This is a genomic window from Variovorax sp. JS1663, assembly GCF_002157355.1.
Taxonomy (GTDB): domain Bacteria; phylum Pseudomonadota; class Gammaproteobacteria; order Burkholderiales; family Burkholderiaceae_C; genus Variovorax.
Genome location: NZ_LYMK01000008.1, coordinates 128,553 through 146,528, shown reverse-complemented (window position 1 = coordinate 146,528; position 17,976 = coordinate 128,553). Strand labels below are relative to the sequence as shown.

Sequence of the window (17,976 nt, the reverse complement as noted above, 5' to 3'; positions counted from 1 at the left end):
CTGGAAGACGTGTATATCTTCGAACCATGCAACTGCCCTGGCTCGCTCCCGGTGACCCGCTGCCCGACGCCGCGATGGCCTGGGGCGAATCCGACCCCGTGCCCGGCCTGCTGGCGGCCGGCGGCGGCCTCGACGTGGCCAGCCTGCTGCAGGCCTACTCGCACGGCATCTTTCCCTGGTTCAGCGAGGGCCAGCCGATCCTCTGGTGGAGCCCCGACCCGCGCATGGTGCTCGAGGCGGACCGCTTCCGGCTGCACCGTTCGCTGCGCAGGACGCTGCTGCGCTTCGCCGCCGCGCCGGATTGCGAGATCCGGATCGACCACGACTTCGAGATGGTGATCCAGGCCTGCTCCGAGGCGCCAAGGGTCGGCCAGAACGGCACCTGGATCCTGCCCGAGATGGTGCAGGCCTACACGGGCCTGCACCAGGCCGGGCACGCGCACAGCGTCGAGACCTGGATCGGCGGCGAGCTCGCGGGCGGGCTGTACTGCGTGGCGATCGGGCGCGCCGTGTTCGGCGAATCGATGTTCGCGCGCCGGCCCGATGCCTCCAAGATCGCGCTGGCCGCGCTGGTCGCCTTCTGCCGCCATCACGGCATCGGCATGATCGACTGCCAGCAGAACACCAGCCACCTGGCCAGCCTGGGCGCTCGGGAAATGCCGCGCGCGCGCTTTCTGTCACACGTCGCAGGGGCTCGTCGGCTGAGCGGCCCGTCGTGGCGTTTCGACCCCGTATACTGGTCCGAACTCCTGCCCACGCGAAGCTCCCGACCGACGTGACGCACCTCAAGGATCTCCCGCTCCACACGCTGCAGTTCTACGCGACGGCGCCCTATCCCTGCAGCTATCTGCCGGACCGGCAGGCCCGCTCCCAGGTGGCGACGCCGAGCCACCTGATCCACAACGACGCCTACTCGGACCTGGTGCTCAGCGGCTTCCGCCGCAGCGGCATGTTCACCTACCGGCCGCATTGCGACGGCTGCAACGCCTGCGTGCCGCTGCGCGTGCTGGCCAACCAGTTCAAGCCCAACCGCAGCCAGCGCCGCGCGCTGTCCCGCCATGCCGACCTGCAGGCCAGGGTGCTCAAGCTCTGCTTCGTGCCCGAGCACTACCAGCTCTACCTGCGCTACCAGAACGGGCGGCACTCGGGCGGCGGCATGGACCACGACAGCATCGACCAGTACACCCAGTTCCTGCTGCAGAGCCGAGTGAATTCGCGCCTGGTGGAGTTCCGCGAAACCCATCCGGACGGCAGCCCGGGGGCGCTGAAGATGGTGTCCATCCTCGACGTGCTGAACGACGGGCTTTCGGCCGTCTACACGTTCTACGAGCCGGAGCCGGGTGCAGGCTACGGCAACTACAGCGTGCTCTGGCAGATCGAGCAGGCTCGCAAGCTGGGCCTGGCGCATGTCTACCTGGGCTACTGGATCAAGGGCAGCGCCAAGATGAACTACAAGGCGCGCTTCGAGCCGCACGAAGTGCTTGTCAGTGGCCGTTGGCAAGCGCCAAACGATTTCACCAAGTAAAATCGCAACCGGTTCCCACCACCGCGTTGCCCATGAGAAAACCCCAATCAGATATCCCGGCCGCGCCCGTCATCCAGGTGATCGAGCGCATGTTCTCGCTGATCGACGTGCTGGCCTCCCGCGAGGAAGCGATCTCGCTGAAGGAAATCAGCGAAAAGACCGGCCTGCATCCCTCCACGGCCCATCGCATCCTGAACGACCTGGCGGTTGGCCGCTTCGTCGACCGGCCGGAAGCGGGGAGCTATCGTCTCGGCATGCGCCTGCTGGAGCTGGGCAACCTCGTGAAGGGCCGGCTCAATGTGCGCGACGCGGCGATGGCGCCGATGCGAGAGCTGCACAAGCTCACGCAGCAGCCGGTCAACCTCAGCATGCGCCAGGGGGATGAGATCGTCTACATCGAGCGCGCCTACAGCGAGCGCTCCGGCATGCAGGTGGTGCGCGCCATCGGCGGCCGCGCCCCGCTGCACCTGACCTCCACCGGCAAGCTGTTCCTGGCGGTGGACGAGCCCCAGCGCGTGCGCAGCTACGCCACCCGCACCGGCCTGGCTGGCCACACGCGCAACAGCATCACCCAGCTGCCGGCCCTGGAGCGCGAGCTGTCCAAGGCCCGCCAGTACGGCATTGCCCGCGACAACGAGGAACTGGAGCTCGGCGTGCGCTGCATGGCCGCCGGCATCTATGACGACCAGGGGAAGCTGGTGGCCGGCCTGTCGATCTCGGCGCCGGCCGACCGCCTGGACGACGGCTGGCTGCCCAAGCTGCAGGCGACCGCCAACGAAATTTCGAGCGCGCTCGGCTATAGCGCGAAAACGCCGCCTGTGGCGGCGGCGTAAGGCGCCATCGGGCCGGGCGCTCCGCCCGGCGGAGGCAAAGGGGGAATCAGCCCGAGACCTGGGTGGCGAGAGCAGGCTGCGCTGCCGCCGGACTCATCAGGTGGTGATTGGCCTCGACCCAGCGCCGCACGCGCTCGGCGTCACCGATACGGCCCAGCTTGCCGGCCGAATCCAGGAACACCATGATCAGCTTGCGTCCGGCAATCCGGGCCTGCATCACGAGGCACTGGCCGGCCTCGGAGATGTAGCCGGTCTTCTGCAGGCCGATGTCCCAGTCCGGGCTCTTCACGAGACGGTTGGTGGTGTTGTACTGCAGCACCCGGTTGCCGACCTCGACCTGGTGCTCCGGCGAAGTGGAGAGCTGGCGCACGGTGGCATCGGCATAGGCGGCGTTGACCAGCAGGGCCAGGTCCTGCGCGCTCGATTGGTTGCGGCTGGACAGGCCGGTGGGCTCGACGTAGCGCGTGTCCTTCATGCCGAGCATCTTGGCCTTGGCATTCATCACGCTCACGAAGGTGGCCAGGCCGCCGGGATAGGTGCGACCGAGCGCATGCGCGGCGCGGTTCTCGCTGGACATCAGGGCCAGGTGCAGCAGTTCGCCACGCGACAGCGTGGCACCGACGGTCAGCCGGGAGCGGCTGCCCTTCTCGGTGTCGACGTCGTCCTGGGTGATGGTGATCAGCTCGTCGGTGGGCAGATGGGCCTCGCTGATGAGCAGCCCGGTCATGAGCTTGGTGAGGGAGGCGATCGGCAGCACGACGCTGTCGTTCTTGCTGAAGAGCACTTCGCGCGTGTCCTGGTCGATCACGAGTGCGACGCTGGACTTCAGGTCGAGGGCATCCTCGGTGTTGTGCAGGCCGGCGAGCTGGCCGAACGATTGCCGGGCCGCCACCTCGGGCACGCGCACCACCGAACGCCGCTGCACCGCCACCACCGTCTTGCCACCCCGCTTGCGGATCGACGCCACCACATTGCGCCCACCGCTCACTACCTTGTCGGCCTGTTCGCCCTTGGCGCCGCGCTTGGAAGCCGTGGACTTGGCCGCACCGCCGCGCTTGCTGTCGACGCTCACCTGCTGCGCCTTCTTTCCTGCCGCTGCCTTTTCCTTCTTGGCAGCCTCCGCCGCGGGCAACAAAAACGCCGTGGCACAAAGCGCGACGGCGAGAAGGCGAAGAGCGGGGAGGAACCGCTGGCTGGATACTCGATAAGAGCAGGCTTCGGGCATCAAAAATCTCCAGCGGCAACAATCAGAAACCGCAGTTTATCGAAATCAAAAAAGGCACGCAATATCAGTTACTTGCATCCTTTTCTTCATTCGATTCAAAGGATCCTCGCTGCAACTAACCCTGCGCTGCCACTCTCTCAGCTTGGCTCTGTAACTTGTTGAGTGCACTCAAATAAGCCTTGGCGGATGCCACCACGATGTCCGGATCGGCACCGACGCCGTTGACGACCCGGCCGGCGTTCTGCAACCGGACCGTGACCTCGCCCTGGCTCTCGGTCGACCCGCTGATCGCATTGACCGAATAGAGCACCATCTCCGCTCCGCTCTTCACGTGGGCTTCGATGGCCTTCAGGGAAGCATCAACCGGGCCATTGCCTTCGGATTCGCTCGTGACTTCCTTGCCATGCACCGTGAAAACGATCCGCGCCTGGGGCCGCTCGCCGGTTTCGCTGTGCTGCGCCAAGGATACAAAACCAAACTGTTCGGAAACGTGCGAGTGCTCCTCGTCGCTTACAAGTGCGAGGATGTCTTCGTCAAATATTTCGCTTTTTCTGTCGGCAAGCTCTTTGAAGCGCGAGAAAGCGGCGTTGATGTCGGCCTCGCTCTCCATCGCCACGCCCAGCTCCTGCAGGCGCTGCTTGAAGGCGTTGCGGCCGCTGAGCTTGCCCAGCACGATCTTGTTGGCCGTCCAGCCCACGTCCTCGGCCCGCATGATCTCGTAGGTGTCGCGCGCCTTGAGCACACCGTCCTGGTGGATGCCCGAGGCATGGGCGAAGGCATTGGCCCCCACCACCGCCTTGTTGGGCTGCACCACGAAGCCGGTGGTCTGGCTGACCATGCGGCTGGCGGCCACGATGTGGCGGGTGTCGATGCCGAGCTCCAGACCGAAGTAATCCTTTCGTGTCTTCACGGCCATCACGATCTCTTCCAGCGAGCAGTTGCCGGCCCGCTCGCCCAGGCCGTTGATGGTGCATTCCACCTGCCTGGCCCCGCCGATCTTCACGCCGGCCAGGGAGTTCGCGACCGCCATGCCCAGATCGTTGTGGCAGTGCACGGACCAGATGGCCTTGTCGCTGTTGGGAATGCGCTCGCGCAGCGTCTTGAGGAAGTTGCCGTAGAGCTCGGGGACCGCGTAGCCCACCGTGTCGGGCACGTTGATGGTGGTGGCGCCCTCGCGGATGACGGCCTCCAGCACCCGGCACAGGAAATCGGCGTCGCTGCGATAGCCGTCTTCGGGACTGAACTCGACGTCGCCGACCAGGTTGCGCGCGAAGCGCACCGACAGCTTGGCCTGCTCGAACACCTCGTCGGGCGTCATTCGCAGCTTCTTTTCCATGTGCAGCGGCGAAGTCGCGATGAAGGTGTGGATGCGGCTGCGGGCCGCCCCCTTCAGCGCCTCGGCGGCGCGGGAGATGTCGCGGTCGTTGGCCCGCGAAAGGCCGCAGACCGTCGACTCCTTGATCGCGCCGGCGATCGCCGCGACGGCCTCGAAATCACCGTTCGAGCTGGCCGGGAAGCCGGCCTCGATGACGTCGACCCGCAGCCGCTCCAGCTGGCGCGCGATGCGCAGCTTCTCGTCCTTGGTCATCGAGGCGCCTGGCGACTGCTCGCCGTCACGCAGGGTGGTGTCGAAGATGATGAGTTTGTCGGCCATCGCGGGTCTCCTAGATTCAGGCGGCTTCTGCAGCCTCCGATTGTGCGCTGCGCGCGCCCTGCGCCCGGGCTCGTACCAGACCGGAAACGATTGCCTTGAGCGAGGCCGAGACGATGTCGGCATCGCGGCCGACGCCGAACAGCGTCTGGTTTTCGTCCACCCGCAGCTCGAGATAGGCCACGGCCTGCGCGTCGGCACCGGCGCCGATGGCGTGCTGGTGATAGTCGATCACCCGGATCGAGTGCCCGGTGGCGTCGGCCAGTGCGTGGATGAAGGCGTCGATCGGCCCGTTGCCTTGACCTTCGATGCGGCGCACCTCGCCGTCCCATGGCAGGTCGGCGCGCAGCACCACCAATGCGTCAGCGCCCTCGCCCCGCTCCTCGAGTACACGGTGCTGGGGGGCCATCTGCTGGTCGCCGATACGGTACTCGCCTTCGAACAGCTGCCAGAGATCGGCAGCCGTGAACTCCTTGCCTGCCACGTCCATCACCCGCTGCACCACCTGGCTGAATTCCATCTGCAGGCGCCGCGGCAGCTCGAGGCCGTACTCGCTTTCGAGCAGGTAGGAAATGCCGCCCTTGCCCGACTGGCTGTTGACGCGGATCACCGCCTCGTAGCTGCGGCCCACGTCCTTCGGGTCGATCGGCAGATAAGGCATTTCCCACATGTCGCCCTCCTTGCGCGCCGCGAAAGCCTTCTTGATCGCGTCCTGATGCGAGCCGGAGAACGAGGTGTAGACGAGGTCGCCGACGTAGGGATGGCGCGGATGCACCGGCAGCTGGTTGCAGTGCTCGACCGTGGCGCGGATCTCGTCGATGTTCGAGAAGTCCAGGCCCGGCGAGACGCCCTGCGTGTACAGGTTGAGCGCGACATTCACCAAGTCCAGGTTGCCGGTGCGCTCGCCGTTGCCGAACAGGCAACCCTCGATGCGCTCGGCGCCCGCCATCAGGGCGAACTCGCCGGCCGCCGTGCCGGTGCCGCGGTCGTTGTGCGGATGCACGCACAGCACGATCGAATCGCGCCGGGCCAGGTTCCGGTGCATCCACTCGATCATGTCGGCGAAGATGTTGGGGGTGGAGTGCTCGACCGTCGAGGGCAGGTTGACGATGCACTTGCGCTCGGGCGTCGGGGCCCAGACCTCGGTCACCGCATCGACGACCCGCTTCGAGAAGGCCAGTTCGGTGCCCGAGAACATCTCGGGCGAGTACTGGAAGGTCCATTGCGTCGCCGGCTGCTTCGCGGCGAGTTCGTTGAACATGCGGGCATGCGAGGTCGCAAGCTCGACGATCTGGTCTTCGTCCATGCCGAGCACCACACGGCGCATCACCGGCGCGACGGCGTTGTAGAGATGCACGATCACGCGCGGCGCGCCCTGGAGAGCCTCGAAGGTGCGCTCGATCAGGTGGTCGCGTGCCTGCGTCAGCACCTGGATCGTCACGTCGTCGGGAATCCGGTCTTCCTCGATCAGCTTGCGGACAAAATCGAACTCGATCTGCGAGGCCGAGGGAAATCCGACCTCGATCTCCTTGAAGCCGATCGCCACCAGCGTCTCGAACATGCGCATCTTGCGAGCGATGTCCATCGGCTCCACCAGCGCCTGGTTGCCGTCGCGCAGGTCGGTCGACAGCCAGATCGGGGCCTGGGTCAGGACGGCATCGGGCCAGGTCCGGTCCTTGAGGCCGATCGGCGCGGAGGCGCGGTACTTGCGGTCGGGTTGCTTCAACATCTGGTATTTCTCGCTGTGGTTGGATGGACAACCAGCAACCCCAAAACAAACGGCCCGTTGCTGGTGCGAACGGGCCGTGTGATGGATTCGCTTGCGCGCTCTACCGTCTCCGCCCGTAGGGGATCAGTAGTAGGGCCAGCGAAATCTTGTTCATGGGAGTCGCGAATGTAACACAGGCCGAATCACTTGTGCAGGCCGCGCTCGTCGGGTTCCTCGGTCGAGGTGCTGATCACGCTCACGTGCTGGCCCTTGGCCTTGCGCCAGCCGTAGACCACGTAGCCGCTCAGTCCGTAGGCGACGAACACGCCGAACAGCACAGTCGGCGGGTGGATGTTGATGACGGCGATGGCCAGCGCGATCAGCACGATCACCGCGAAGGGCACGCTCTTCTTCACCTGGACATCCTTGAAGCTGTAGAAAGGCGCGTTGGTCACCATCGTCAGGCCCGCGTAGAGCGTGAAGCCGAAGGTGATCCAGGTGATCTGGTGCCAGGAGAGATAGAGCACCTCACCGCCGCGCTTGCCCCATTCCGTCATGAGCCAGATGAAGCCCGCCACCAGCGCCGCAGCCGCCGGCGACGGCAGGCCCTGGAACCAGCGCTTGTCGACCACGCCGGTGTTGACGTTGAAGCGCGCCAGCCGCAGCGCCGCGCACGCACAGTAGACGAAGGCCGCGATCCAGCCCCAGCGGCCCAGGCCCTTGAGCGACCATTCGTAGGCGATCAGCGCCGGCGCCGCGCCGAAGGACACCATGTCGGACAGCGAATCCATCTGCTCGCCGAAGGCGCTCTGCGTGTTGGTCAAGCGCGCCACGCGACCGTCCAGGCTGTCGAGGATCATGGCGGCGAAGACGCCCAGCGCCGCCAGATCGAAGCGCCCGTTCATGGCCATCACGACCGAGTAAAAGCCGCCGAACAGCGCCGCCAGCGTGAACAGGTTAGGCAGGATGTAGATGCCCTTGCGACGCTTGCGCGGCGCTGCATCATCGGGGAGCGTGTCGTCATGCATGGATCGGCGCAGTGTAGTTCAGCGGCACGGGCCGCCTCAAAGAAAAGGGCCACCTCGTGGGTGGCCCTCCGGAGCTGGATCGGGTGCCGATCAGTTACGAGACTGGTCGACCAGCTTGTTCTTCTTGATCCAGGGCATCATGGCGCGCAGCTTCTCGCCGACCACTTCGATCTGGTGCTCCGCGTTCAGGCGGCGGCGGCTGATCAGCGTGGGCGCGCCACCCGCGTTCTCAAGCACGAAGCTCTTGGCGTACTCGCCGGTCTGGATGTCACGCAGAACCTGCTTCATGACCTTCTTGGTTTCGTCGGTCACGATGCGCGGACCCGTCACGTACTCGCCGTACTCGGCGTTGTTCGAGATCGAGTAGTTCATGTTGGCGATGCCGCCTTCGTAGATCAGGTCGACGATCAGCTTCAGCTCGTGCAGGCACTCGAAGTAGGCCATCTCGGGCGCGTAGCCGGCTTCCACCAGCGTCTCGAAGCCGGCCTTGATCAGTTCCACGGTGCCGCCGCACAGTACGGCCTGCTCGCCGAACAGGTCGGTCTCGGTTTCCTCGCGGAAGTTGGTCTCGATGATGCCGGCCTTGCCGCCGCCATTGGCCGTCGCGTAGGACAGCGCCAGGTCACGCGCCTTGCCGCTCTTGTCGGCATGCACCGCGATCAGGTGCGGCACGCCGCCGCCCTGGGTGTAGGTGCTGCGCACGGTGTGGCCAGGGGCCTTGGGCGCCACCATCCACACGTCGAGATCTGCGCGCGGCTGGACGAAGCCGTAGTGGACGTTGAAGCCATGCGCGAACACGAGCGAAGCACCTTCCTTGATGTTCGGCGCCACGTCGTTCTTGTAGACGCTGGCGATCTGCTCGTCGGGCAGCAGGATCATGACCACGTCGGCCGACTTCACGGCCTCCGCCACCTCGGCGACCTTGAGGCCGGCCTTCTCGACCTTGGGCCAGGAAGCGCCACCCTTGCGCAGGCCGACGACGACCTTCACGCCGCTGTCGTTGAGGTTCTGCGCGTGCGCATGGCCCTGGCTGCCGTAACCGATGATCGCGACGGTCTTCCCCTTGATCAGGCTCAGATCGGCGTCCTTGTCGTAATAGACCTTCATGGTGCTTGCTCCTTCGTAGATTCGGTGATGTGTGGTGGGTGTAGAGGGGGCTTGTCAGACGCGCAGGATGCGCTCGCCGCGGCCGATGCCGCTGGCGCCGGTACGGACGGTCTCGAGGATGGCGCCGCGGTCGATCGCCTCGAGGAAGGCGTCGTTCTTTCCGTGGTCGCCGGTGAGCTCGACGGTGTAGCTCTTGTCGGTCACGTCGATGATGCGGCCGCGGAAGATCTCCGCCATGCGCATCATCTCCTCGCGCTCCTTGCCGACCGCCCGCACCTTCACCATCATGAGCTCGCGCTCGGTGTAGGCGCCCTCGGTCAGGTCGACGACCTTGACGACCTCGATGAGGCGGTTGAGGTGCTTGGTGATCTGTTCGATCACGTCGTCCGAGCCGGCAGTGACGATCGTCATGCGCGAGAGGCTTGGGTCCTCCGTGGGCGCGACTGTCAGCGATTCGATGTTGTAGCCGCGGGCGGAGAAGAGGCCCACGACGCGGGAGAGTGCACCGGGCTCGTTCTCGAGCAGCACGGCAATGATGTGTTTCATGTCAGGAAGGGATTCCTCTTTTCGCCGCCCTCCCCCGTGCACGGTAATGCGCGGGCTCGGCGGACAATAGATTCATCCGCAAAAAAAGTTAATCAAGGAGCCAGCCCGCACCGCAGGCCGGCTTTCGCCCGTTACAGATCCTCGGAACCCAGCAGCATTTCGGTGATGCCCATGCCCGCCTTCACCATCGGGAACACGTTCTCGGTGGGGTCGGTGCGGAAATCCATGAACACGGTCCGATCCTTGAGCTTGCGCGCCTCGCGCAGCGCGGGCTCGACGTCCTGCGGACGCTCGATCAGCATGCCGACATGGCCATAGGCCTCGGCCAGCTTCACGAAGTTGGGCAGCGCGTCCATGTAGCTGTGGCTGTAGCGGCCCGAGTACTCGATCTCCTGCCACTGGCGCACCATGCCGAGGTAGCGGTTGTTCAGCGAGATGATCTTGATCGGGGTGTTGTACTGCAGGCAGGTCGAGAGCTCCTGGATGCACATCTGCACCGAGCCCTCGCCGGTGACGCAGAAGACCTCCGATTCGGGCTTGGCCAGCTTGATGCCCATTGCATAGGGGATGCCCACGCCCATGGTGCCCAGGCCGCCGGAGTTGATCCAGCGGCGCGGCTCGTCGAAGCGGTAGTACTGGGCCGCCCACATCTGGTGCTGTCCGACGTCCGACGTGATGTAGGTGTCGGTGCCCTTGGTCATGTTCCACAGGGTCTCGACCACGTACTGCGGCTTGATCACGTCCTTGTTGCCGCGGTCGTAGTTGAGGCAGTCCTTGCTGCGCCAGCCTTCGATGGTGTCCCACCAGCCGGCCAGGGCACCGGGGTCGGCGCGCTGCGGACTTTCCTTGATCATCGAGATCAGTTCGGTCAGCACTTCCTTGACGTCGCCGACGATCGGAATGTCGACCTTCACCCGCTTCGAGATGCTCGACGGATCGATGTCGATGTGGATGATCTTGCGCTCGTTCTGGGCGAAGTGCTTGGGGTTGCCGATCACGCGATCGTCGAAGCGCGCGCCCACGGCGAGCAGCACATCGCAGCTCTGCATCGCGTTGTTGGCCTCGATCGTGCCGTGCATGCCCAGCATGCCAAGGAACTTGCGGTCGCTGGCCGGGTAGGCACCCAGGCCCATCAGCGTGTTCGTGACCGGATAGCCGAGCATGTCGACCAACGTGCGCAGCTCGTTCGTCGCGTTGCCGAGCAGCACACCGCCGCCGGTGTAGATATACGGGCGCTTGGCCGAGAGCAGCAGTTGCAGCGCCTTGCGGATCTGCCCGCCATGGCCCTTGCGCACCGGGTTGTACGAGCGCATCTCGACCTTGTCGGGATAACCGCTGTAGCTGACCTTCTTGAAGGACACGTCCTTGGGCACGTCCACCACCACCGGGCCCGGCCGGCCGCTGCGCGCGATGTGGAAGGCCTTCTTCATCGTCATCGCCAGATCCTTGGGATCCTTGACGAGGAAGTTGTGCTTGACGATGGGCCGGGTGATGCCGACGGTGTCGCATTCCTGGAAGGCATCCAGCCCGATCGCCGCCGTCGGCACCTGGCCCGAGATGATCACCATCGGGATGCTGTCCATGTAAGCGGTCGCAATACCTGTGACCGCATTGGTCAGGCCCGGCCCCGAAGTCACGAGCGCCACGCCGACCTCGCCGGTGGCGCGTGCGTAGCCATCGGCCGCGTGCACGGCCGCCTGCTCGTGGCGCACCAGTACGTGCTGAATGGTGTCCTGCTTATAGAAAGCGTCGTAAATATAGAGAACCGCGCCGCCGGGATAGCCCCAGACGTACTGGACGCCTTCGGCCTGCAGTGCCTTGACCAGCACCTCGGCGCCCATGAGTTCCTGCGTTTGACTGCCGGTGACGGCTGCTGCGGAAGCGAGTTCCGCCTTTGACATTTCCATGATCAACCTTTGCGTTTTTTCGGGAACGAAAAACCTTGGGTGCTCCTTCGCCAACTCTTGTGAAGCCGCGTCGAAACTTGAGGCCAAAGCCATGGGCGGACTTGTCGAACCGCCGGACCGTGACCCGTTTGCCTTTTGACTTGCAAGGCGGATTATGACATCGGAAGCGCCCGCCGCCGCCCAAGAGGCATCTGTAACGATCGCACAGGCATAATCCGCGGCGACAAAAAAGCAGTCCGTCCCCGAGACACTTCCCCACGCGGCGCCCCTTGCGCCGGATTCGCTTGGCCACTGAACAAGAACTCTCCGATTTCCTGAAGGGCGCCGAGCGGCGTGCTTTCAAACGCACGGTCTACCACGTGCGGGACGAGGAGGCCGCACTCGACATCGTGCAGGACAGCATGATGAAGCTGGCCGAGCACTATGGCGACAAGCCGCCCAACGAGTTGCCGCTGCTGTTCCAGCGCATCCTCTCGAACTGCACCCTGGATTGGTTCCGACGCCAGAAGACCCGGCGGGCGCTGTTCTCCAACATGAGCGACATCGAGGCGACCGCGGAGGACGGCGAATTCGACCTGCTCGAGCATTTCACGGCCGAGCCGGACACCCGGGAAAGCGAAAGCGCCGAGGACAGCACCCGGCGCGCCCAGATTTTTCACGAGATCGAGGAACAAATCGCCGCTTTGCCGGGTCGTCAACGCGAGGCGTTTTTGATGCGTTACTGGGAGGAAATGGATGTCGCCGAGACGGCCGCCGCAATGGGCTGCTCCGAGGGCAGCGTCAAAACCCACTGTTCGCGTGCCGTCCATGCCCTGAGCAAGGCGCTCAAGGCCAAGGGAATTTCGCTATGAATACAACGCTTTCGACCACCTCTGCCGCGATCGAGGAGCGGTTCGCCCGTCGGGTGGCCGTTCGGCTGTCGGCCGGGACCCAGGATCTGCCGCACGACATCGGCGAGCGCCTGCGCGCCGCCCGCGAACAGGCGTTGGCGCGCCGCAAGGTGGTGCGGCTACTGCAGACGACACCCGCCGTGGTGCAGAACGGCGGCACCGCGGCGCTGGGCGCCGGCTGGTGGACCCGTATCGGCTCCGTGATCCCGCTGATCGCGCTGGTGGCGGGCCTCCTTGTGATTACCACCTTGCAGGAGGACAACCGGGCCAACGAGCTGGCGGAAGTCGATGCCGCCCTGCTGACCGACGACCTCCCGCCCGCCGCCTACACGGACCCGGGCTTCGCCCAGTTCCTGAAAGCCGAGGGCGCTTCCCAACGCTGATTTCCCGCCCCTCCTCCGCATGTCACAGCCCCCCCGCTCCAGCGCGAAAGCGCTGACCCCCAACCCGCACCGCCCGCTCCGGTCGGGCGCAGTGGCGGGCGTGGGCGTGGGCGTGGGCGTGGCCGTGCTGCTGGCGCTCGCGGCAGCGGCGGATGCGCAGACCAGGACTGGCGACCCGGCCGCACCCACCTCGGTGGCGAAGCCGGTTGTCTCCAAGCCGCTATGGCGCGACCTGAGTGCGCGGCAGCAGCGCGCCCTGCAACCGCTTGCCCCCCATTGGGACGCACTGACCGAGCCTCACAAGCGCAAGTGGCTGGCGCTGTCGCGCAACTACGCCACCATGTCGCCGGACGAGCAGGGAGTCCTGCACAGCCGCATGACGGAATGGGCCCAGCTGAGCAACCAGGAGCGCACCCTGGCTCGCTTCAACTTCGCCGAGGTCAAGCAGGTGCCGATCGACGAGCGCAAGGCCAAGTGGGAGGCCTACCAGGCCCTCAGCGAAGAAGAAAAGCGCGAACTGGCCTCGCGCGCAACGCCCCGACCCGGCGCCGCGGCTTCGATCCGGCCGGTGCCGGCGCAGAAACTGGTCCCGCTGCCCGCCCTGACCGCGGACGGAGGGCACACGCCGCGGATCCAGCTGACACCACCGGCGCCCGTGGTCACGCGGCTGCCGGCGGCCGTTCCGGTAACGATGCCGGCCGTGGCCGCGCCCTCTGGCGCACCCGTCACGGCAGAGGCACAGGTCCCACCGCCTTCCGCCCCGACCGCCCCCGCGGACACGCCTATTTCCTCCACGCCGGCCGTACGCACTTCCGACCAGCCCACCGCCGCGCCGTGATACAAGCTGCCGATGGCTTCCAGTTCCCCCGACAGCGCCGGCGTCCGCGGCTGCACGCTCCCTGACTCCTCCACCCCGCCCGCCCCAGCCGCCCTCATCGCGCCCGGGCTGTGGCGGCGCATGGCCTGCTGGCTCTACGAGGGCATGCTGCTGTTCGCGGTGGTCTTCGTCGCAGGCTGGCTGTTCAGCACCCTGGGCCAGATGCGCGACGCGATGGATTCCCGGCGGCATCTGCTGCAGGCCTTCCTCTTCGTCGTGTTCGGCGTCTATTTCGTCTGGTTCTGGTCCAGAGGGCAGACGCTGGCCATGAAAACCTGGGGCCTGCGCGTGGTCGACCGCTTCGGCCGGCCGGTCAGCCAGGGCCGCGCCCTGCTGCGCTACCTGCTGTCCTGGATCTGGTTCCTGCCGCCGCTGGCCGCCATCGCACCTTTCAAGCTGGGCGGCGGCGAATCCGCCGTGCTGATCTTCGGCTGGGTGATCGTCTGGGCCCTGCTCTCGCGCTTCCATCCCGAGCGCCAGTTCTGGCACGACGCCTGGGCCGGCACCCGCCTGATTCCCTCCAAACCCCTGAGCCGCCGATGAGCCGCCGCCCGGCCGCACCGAAGGCGGCTCGCACTGCAGCCGAAGATATTCTTCCATGAGCACAGTCAACGAACCCGTCAATCCGCAGAAAGCGCGGCGCGGCCTGGACCGCATCTGGCACGCCACCCTGATCTCGCTGGACGGCTTCCGCGCCGGCTGGGGCGAGACCGCGTTCCGCCAGGAGGTGCTGTGCGCCATCGTCATGGTGCCGGCCGCCTTCTGGGTCGGGCGCACCTGGCTGGAGGTGGCGCTGCTGGTGTCCGTGGTCGTCCTGGTAATGATCGTCGAGCTGCTCAACACCGGCATCGAGGCGGCCATCAATCGCGTAGGCCCGGAATGGCACTCTTTCTCCAAGAGCGCCAAGGACCTGGGCAGCGCCGCGGTGCTGATGTCCATCCTGCTGTGCTGTGGCGTCTGGATCGCGGCGCTGTGGCACCGCTTCGCGGGATGAGGGTGCAAGCCCCCCGTCATTCGAAGGCGGCATGATCGGGGGATGACCCCAACTTTCTCGATTTGCGTTTACTGCGGCTCCCGCGCCGGCGAGCGGCCCGAATTCTCTGCCGCCGCCCGGTCGGTCGGTCGCTGGATCGGCCAGCACGGCGGCCAGCTCGTCTACGGCGGCGGCCGCACTGGCCTCATGGGCACTGTCGCCGAGGCAACCCGCCTGGCCGGCGGTCGCGTGATCGGCATCATTCCCAAGGCCCTGGTCGACAAGGAGCTGGCCAATCCGCAGTGCGACGAGCTCCACGTGGTCGGCACCATGCACGAGCGCAAGGCCATGATGGGCGAACGCGCCGATGCCTTCGTGGCCCTGCCGGGCGGCATCGGCACCTTCGAGGAGCTGTTCGAGATCTGGACTTGGCGCCAGCTCGGCTACCACGACAAGCCGGTGGGCATCCTCGATGTGGCCGGCTACTACGCGGGCCTGCTCGGATTCCTCGCCCAGAGCGTGCGCGAAGGCTTCATGGGGGATTGGCAGATGGGGCTGATCCGCTCGGGCGACGAAGTCGAGCCCCTGCTGGAATCGCTGGTCGAGGAAGCCGGCCGCCACCCGCGCGGCGACAAGCTCGCCGAAGTGCTCTGACCGGGGCCTCAGACGGCCTGTTCGTCTTCCTCGCCGGTGCGGATGCGCACCACTCGCTCGACATTCGTCACGAAGATCTTGCCGTCGCCGATCTTGCCGGTGCGCGCGGCACCCACGATGGCGTCGACGCAGCGATCGAGGTCGGCTTCGTTGACCACCACCTCGACCTTCATCTTCGGCAGGAAGTCGACCACGTATTCGGCGCCGCGGTAGAGCTCGGTGTGCCCCTTCTGCCGGCCGAAGCCCTTGACCTCGGTGACGGTGAGCCCGGTGACGCCGACCTCGGCCAGCGCCTCGCGCACGTCGTCGAGCTTGAACGGTTTGACGATGGCGGTGATCTGCTTCATACGGTCTTTCTTGCAGCGATGTCGTTGAACTGGCTGACAGGGTAGCGCGATCCGGCCGAAGCAGCGGCGGCGCATCCGAAGGTCCACGATGCCCATGCCGTCCTGCATGTAGCGTGCCAGGCTCGCGGCCTGAAACGATTATGTCATTCGCCTTTGCCAAACGATGGGTTGGCGGACGCTTTCCGGCGGGCCGGCGCCGGGGCTGATACGCTCGGCGGGCCATGCGCTCAGGTTCCTCCTCCCCCGGGTTCTTCGCCTCCTTCCTCCCCTGGCTCCACAACCAAGCCTACGTCCTGCTGGTGTCCACCACGCTGATCTGGGGCGCGAACGCGGTGGCGGCCCGGCTCGCGGTGGGCGAAGTCTCGCCGATGATGCTCACCTTCTCGCGCTGGATCGTCTGCTGCCTGGCCCTGGGCCTGTGCGCGCGCCAGCAGATCGGCCTTCATTGGCGCACCCTCCTGCCCTCGTGGCGCTTCATCGCGCTGATGGGCACGCTGGGTTTCACCGGCTTCAACGCCCTGTTCTACGCCGCGGCCCATCACACGACCGCCATCAACATCGCGATCATCCAGGGCACCATCCCGGTGCTGGTGCTGCTGGGCAGCCTGCTCTTCCTCCACACCCGCGTCGGCGGACTGCAGTTGGTGGGCGTGGCGCTGACGCTGGCCGGCATCGTGGTGGTGGCATCCGGCGGCCATCCGGAGCGGCTGGCTCAGTTGGGCTTCAACATCGGTGATGTCTGGATGATCGTCGCCTCCCTGCTCTATGCCGCCTATGCGCTGGGCCTGCGCCGCCGGCCCGACGTGCCGGCCATCGTCTTCTTTGCGGCGACCGCGGCCGTGGCCTGCCTGGTGTCGGTGCCGCTGCTGGTCGCGGAGATCGCCATGGGCGACTTCTTCCTGCCCACCACGAAGGGCTGGGCGCTGATCCTGTTCGTCGGGCTGCTGCCCTCCTTCATCGCGCAGGTCACCTTCATCCATGCGGTCGGCCTGATCGGGCCGGCGCGGGCGGGCGTCTTCCTCAACCTGGTGCCGATCTTCGGCCCGCTGCTGGCGGTGCTGGTGCTCGGCGAGTCGCTGTCGCTGTACCACGCGCTGGCGCTGGCCCTGGTGCTGGGCGGGATCTACATCGCCGAAACCATGGCCCCGCGCGGCCGCTGAAGAGATCTTCTTGAGCGCGCCCGTCGTCCGCATCCACGGCAGCATCTCCGAGATCGAGGCCGCCGCCTGGGACGGCCTGCTGGCCGCCCAGGCCGCGCCCTCCCCCTTCATGCGGCACGCCTACCTGGATGCGCTGGAGCAGAGCGACAGCGCCGCGCCCGAAAGCGGCTGGAGTCCGCGCTTCCTGACGCTGTGGCGCGGCCGCGAACTGCTCGCGGCCTGCCCGATGTACCTCAAGGCCCATTCCTACGGCGAGTACGTCTTCGACTGGGCCTGGGCCAACGCCTACCAGCAGCATGGCCTGGCCTACTACCCGAAGGCGCTGGTGGCGGTGCCCTTCACGCCGGTGCCGGGCACCCGCCTGCTCGCGCGCGATGCCGACAGCCGCGCCCTGCTGGTGCAGGCATTGGTCGCGTGGTGCAAAGAGGAGGGGCTCTCGTCGCTGCATCTGCTTTTCGGCGCCGACGAAGACATCGCCGCCTGCGCCGAGGCCGGCCTGATGCTGCGCCACACGGTCCAGTTCCACTGGACGAGCCATGAAACTTGGACGGATTTCGACGCCTTCCTCGCCAGCCTGTCCCACGACAAGCGCAAGAAGATCCGCCAGGAGCGCCGCAAGGTGCACGAGGCCGGCGTGCGCTTCCGCTGGTCGCGCGGTGCGAACATCACCGAGGCCGACTGGGACTTCTTCTACCGCTGCTACGCCCGCACCTACCGCGAGCACGGCAACCCACCCTACCTGAAGCCCGAATTCTTCGGCCGCATGGCCGAGGACATGCCCGAGGCCTGGCTGCTCTTCGTGGCGGAGCGCGCAGGCAAGCCCATCGCCAGCAGCCTGATCGCCCTGTCGGCCGACGCTTCGGTTGCCTACGGCCGCTACTGGGGCGCACTCGAGCGCGTGGACTGCCTGCATTTCGAGGCCTGCTACTACCAGCCCCTGGCCTGGTGCATCGAGCACGGTGTGCAGCGTTTCGAGGGTGGCGCCCAGGGCGAGCACAAGATGGCCCGCGCCCTGATGCCGGTCAAGACAACGAGTGCCCATTGGCTGGCCCATCCCGCCTTCGCCGACGCGGTGGAGCGCTTCCTCGAACGCGAGGACGAAGGTATCGCCAACTACCTCGACCACCTGGAAGGGCGCAGCCCCTTCCGTCACCCGGGCTGA

19 protein-coding genes are annotated in these 17,976 nt (G+C 66.2%); 11 read left to right on the top strand and 8 right to left on the bottom strand.

Annotation, left to right across the window (positions count from 1 at the left end):
- The first annotated feature begins 26 nt into the window (after positions 1 to 26).
- From aat to A8M77_RS09625, 3 genes are read left to right on the top strand one after another with little or no spacing between them, the layout of a single operon-like run.
- Positions 27 to 779 (top strand): leucyl/phenylalanyl-tRNA--protein transferase, encoded by a 753-nt coding sequence (aat, locus tag A8M77_RS09635; protein WP_086921331.1) that lies wholly within the window; start codon positions 27 to 29, stop codon positions 777 to 779.
- Positions 776 to 1,525 carry an arginyltransferase gene (locus A8M77_RS09630; protein WP_086921330.1) on the top strand — a complete coding sequence of 250 codons (750 nt, stop codon included), beginning with the start codon at positions 776 to 778 and terminating at the stop codon, positions 1,523 to 1,525. The genes aat and A8M77_RS09630 overlap by 4 nt, the downstream gene beginning before the upstream one ends.
- A gap of 32 nt (positions 1,526 to 1,557) precedes the next feature.
- Positions 1,558 to 2,358: an IclR family transcriptional regulator gene (locus A8M77_RS09625; protein ID WP_086921329.1), complete on the top strand. Its 801-nt coding sequence runs from the start codon at positions 1,558 to 1,560 to the stop codon at positions 2,356 to 2,358.
- A gap of 46 nt (positions 2,359 to 2,404) precedes the next feature.
- Here A8M77_RS09625 and A8M77_RS09620 read toward each other — a convergent pair whose 3' ends face one another.
- The 7 genes from A8M77_RS09620 to A8M77_RS09590 all read right to left on the bottom strand — a co-directional run bounded on the left by A8M77_RS09620 (position 2,405) and on the right by A8M77_RS09590 (position 11,530).
- On the bottom strand, positions 2,405 to 3,583 hold the full coding sequence (locus A8M77_RS09620) for a serine hydrolase (protein ID WP_086921328.1): 1,179 nt from the start codon (positions 3,581 to 3,583) through the stop codon (positions 2,405 to 2,407).
- Positions 3,584 to 3,698: 115 nt separating this feature from the next.
- Complete coding sequence (locus A8M77_RS09615; protein ID WP_086921327.1) at positions 3,699 to 5,237, bottom strand: 2-isopropylmalate synthase; 1,539 nt, start codon at positions 5,235 to 5,237, stop codon at positions 3,699 to 3,701.
- 16 nt (positions 5,238 to 5,253) lie between these two features.
- Positions 5,254 to 6,963 carry a 2-isopropylmalate synthase gene (leuA, locus tag A8M77_RS09610; protein WP_086921326.1) on the bottom strand — a complete coding sequence of 570 codons (1,710 nt, stop codon included), beginning with the start codon at positions 6,961 to 6,963 and terminating at the stop codon, positions 5,254 to 5,256.
- A gap of 182 nt (positions 6,964 to 7,145) precedes the next feature.
- A complete protein-coding gene (pssA, locus tag A8M77_RS09605; RefSeq protein ID WP_086921325.1) occupies positions 7,146 to 7,970 on the bottom strand; it encodes a CDP-diacylglycerol--serine O-phosphatidyltransferase in 825 nt (274 codons plus the stop codon).
- Positions 7,971 to 8,060: 90 nt separating this feature from the next.
- A complete protein-coding gene (gene ilvC / locus A8M77_RS09600) occupies positions 8,061 to 9,077 on the bottom strand; it encodes a ketol-acid reductoisomerase (RefSeq protein WP_086921324.1) in 1,017 nt (338 codons plus the stop codon).
- 54 nt (positions 9,078 to 9,131) lie between these two features.
- A complete protein-coding gene (gene ilvN, locus A8M77_RS09595) occupies positions 9,132 to 9,623 on the bottom strand; it encodes an acetolactate synthase small subunit (RefSeq protein WP_086921323.1) in 492 nt (163 codons plus the stop codon).
- A 131-nt stretch (positions 9,624 to 9,754) separates the two neighbouring features.
- A complete protein-coding gene (locus A8M77_RS09590; protein WP_086921322.1) occupies positions 9,755 to 11,530 on the bottom strand; it encodes an acetolactate synthase 3 catalytic subunit in 1,776 nt (591 codons plus the stop codon).
- 284 nt (positions 11,531 to 11,814) lie between these two features.
- Here A8M77_RS09590 and A8M77_RS09585 point away from each other — a divergent pair, with 284 nt between their 5' ends.
- From A8M77_RS09585 to A8M77_RS09560, 6 genes are read left to right on the top strand one after another with little or no spacing between them, the layout of a single operon-like run.
- Positions 11,815 to 12,381: an RNA polymerase sigma factor gene (locus A8M77_RS09585; RefSeq protein ID WP_086921321.1), complete on the top strand. Its 567-nt coding sequence runs from the start codon at positions 11,815 to 11,817 to the stop codon at positions 12,379 to 12,381.
- Positions 12,378 to 12,803, top strand: coding sequence for a DUF3619 family protein (locus A8M77_RS09580; protein WP_086921320.1), 426 nt, complete (start codon positions 12,378 to 12,380; stop codon positions 12,801 to 12,803). Before A8M77_RS09585 ends, A8M77_RS09580 begins: the two co-directional genes overlap by 4 nt.
- Before the next feature lie 19 nt (positions 12,804 to 12,822).
- Positions 12,823 to 13,641, top strand: coding sequence for a DUF3106 domain-containing protein (locus A8M77_RS09575; protein WP_086921319.1), 819 nt, complete (start codon positions 12,823 to 12,825; stop codon positions 13,639 to 13,641).
- 12 nt (positions 13,642 to 13,653) lie between these two features.
- Entirely contained in the window at positions 13,654 to 14,223 is a 570-nt protein-coding gene (locus A8M77_RS09570) for an RDD family protein (RefSeq protein ID WP_086921318.1), read from the top strand.
- Between the two features lie 55 nt (positions 14,224 to 14,278).
- On the top strand, positions 14,279 to 14,674 hold the full coding sequence (locus A8M77_RS09565; protein ID WP_086921317.1) for a diacylglycerol kinase: 396 nt from the start codon (positions 14,279 to 14,281) through the stop codon (positions 14,672 to 14,674).
- 42 nt (positions 14,675 to 14,716) lie between these two features.
- The gene (locus A8M77_RS09560) at positions 14,717 to 15,307 is read left to right on the top strand and encodes a TIGR00730 family Rossman fold protein (protein ID WP_086921316.1); all 591 of its coding nucleotides are present in this window, start codon (positions 14,717 to 14,719) and stop codon (positions 15,305 to 15,307) included.
- 8 nt (positions 15,308 to 15,315) lie between these two features.
- Here A8M77_RS09560 and A8M77_RS09555 read toward each other — a convergent pair whose 3' ends face one another.
- Positions 15,316 to 15,654 carry a P-II family nitrogen regulator gene (locus A8M77_RS09555; RefSeq protein ID WP_086921315.1) on the bottom strand — a complete coding sequence of 113 codons (339 nt, stop codon included), beginning with the start codon at positions 15,652 to 15,654 and terminating at the stop codon, positions 15,316 to 15,318.
- Positions 15,655 to 15,875: 221 nt separating this feature from the next.
- Between A8M77_RS09555 and A8M77_RS09550 the strand changes: the two genes are divergently transcribed.
- On the top strand, positions 15,876 to 16,814 hold the full coding sequence (locus A8M77_RS09550; protein WP_086921314.1) for a DMT family transporter: 939 nt from the start codon (positions 15,876 to 15,878) through the stop codon (positions 16,812 to 16,814).
- Between the two features lie 10 nt (positions 16,815 to 16,824).
- Complete coding sequence (locus A8M77_RS09545; RefSeq protein WP_086921313.1) at positions 16,825 to 17,976, top strand: GNAT family N-acetyltransferase; 1,152 nt, start codon at positions 16,825 to 16,827, stop codon at positions 17,974 to 17,976.

Bases quoted from the DNA above. Each gene is read 5' to 3' on its own strand.
- aat (WP_086921331.1), top strand. From the start codon at position 27: ATGCAACTGCCCTGGCTCGCTCCCGGTGACCCGCTGCCCGACGCCGCG.
- A8M77_RS09625 (WP_086921329.1), top strand. From the start codon at position 1,558: ATGAGAAAACCCCAATCAGATATCCCGGCCGCGCCCGTCATCCAGGTG.
- A8M77_RS09620 (WP_086921328.1), bottom strand. From the start codon at position 3,583: ATGCCCGAAGCCTGCTCTTATCGAGTATCCAGCCAGCGGTTCCTCCCC.
- A8M77_RS09615 (WP_086921327.1), bottom strand. From the start codon at position 5,237: ATGGCCGACAAACTCATCATCTTCGACACCACCCTGCGTGACGGCGAG.
- leuA (WP_086921326.1), bottom strand. From the start codon at position 6,963: ATGTTGAAGCAACCCGACCGCAAGTACCGCGCCTCCGCGCCGATCGGC.
- pssA (WP_086921325.1), bottom strand. From the start codon at position 7,970: ATGCATGACGACACGCTCCCCGATGATGCAGCGCCGCGCAAGCGTCGC.
- ilvC (WP_086921324.1), bottom strand. From the start codon at position 9,077: ATGAAGGTCTATTACGACAAGGACGCCGATCTGAGCCTGATCAAGGGG.
- ilvN (WP_086921323.1), bottom strand. From the start codon at position 9,623: ATGAAACACATCATTGCCGTGCTGCTCGAGAACGAGCCCGGTGCACTC.
- A8M77_RS09590 (WP_086921322.1), bottom strand. From the start codon at position 11,530: ATGGAAATGTCAAAGGCGGAACTCGCTTCCGCAGCAGCCGTCACCGGC.
- A8M77_RS09580 (WP_086921320.1), top strand. From the start codon at position 12,378: ATGAATACAACGCTTTCGACCACCTCTGCCGCGATCGAGGAGCGGTTC.
- A8M77_RS09575 (WP_086921319.1), top strand. From the start codon at position 12,823: ATGTCACAGCCCCCCCGCTCCAGCGCGAAAGCGCTGACCCCCAACCCG.
- A8M77_RS09570 (WP_086921318.1), top strand. From the start codon at position 13,654: ATGGCTTCCAGTTCCCCCGACAGCGCCGGCGTCCGCGGCTGCACGCTC.
- A8M77_RS09565 (WP_086921317.1), top strand. From the start codon at position 14,279: ATGAGCACAGTCAACGAACCCGTCAATCCGCAGAAAGCGCGGCGCGGC.
- A8M77_RS09560 (WP_086921316.1), top strand. From the start codon at position 14,717: ATGACCCCAACTTTCTCGATTTGCGTTTACTGCGGCTCCCGCGCCGGC.
- A8M77_RS09555 (WP_086921315.1), bottom strand. From the start codon at position 15,654: ATGAAGCAGATCACCGCCATCGTCAAACCGTTCAAGCTCGACGACGTG.
- A8M77_RS09550 (WP_086921314.1), top strand. From the start codon at position 15,876: ATGCGCTCAGGTTCCTCCTCCCCCGGGTTCTTCGCCTCCTTCCTCCCC.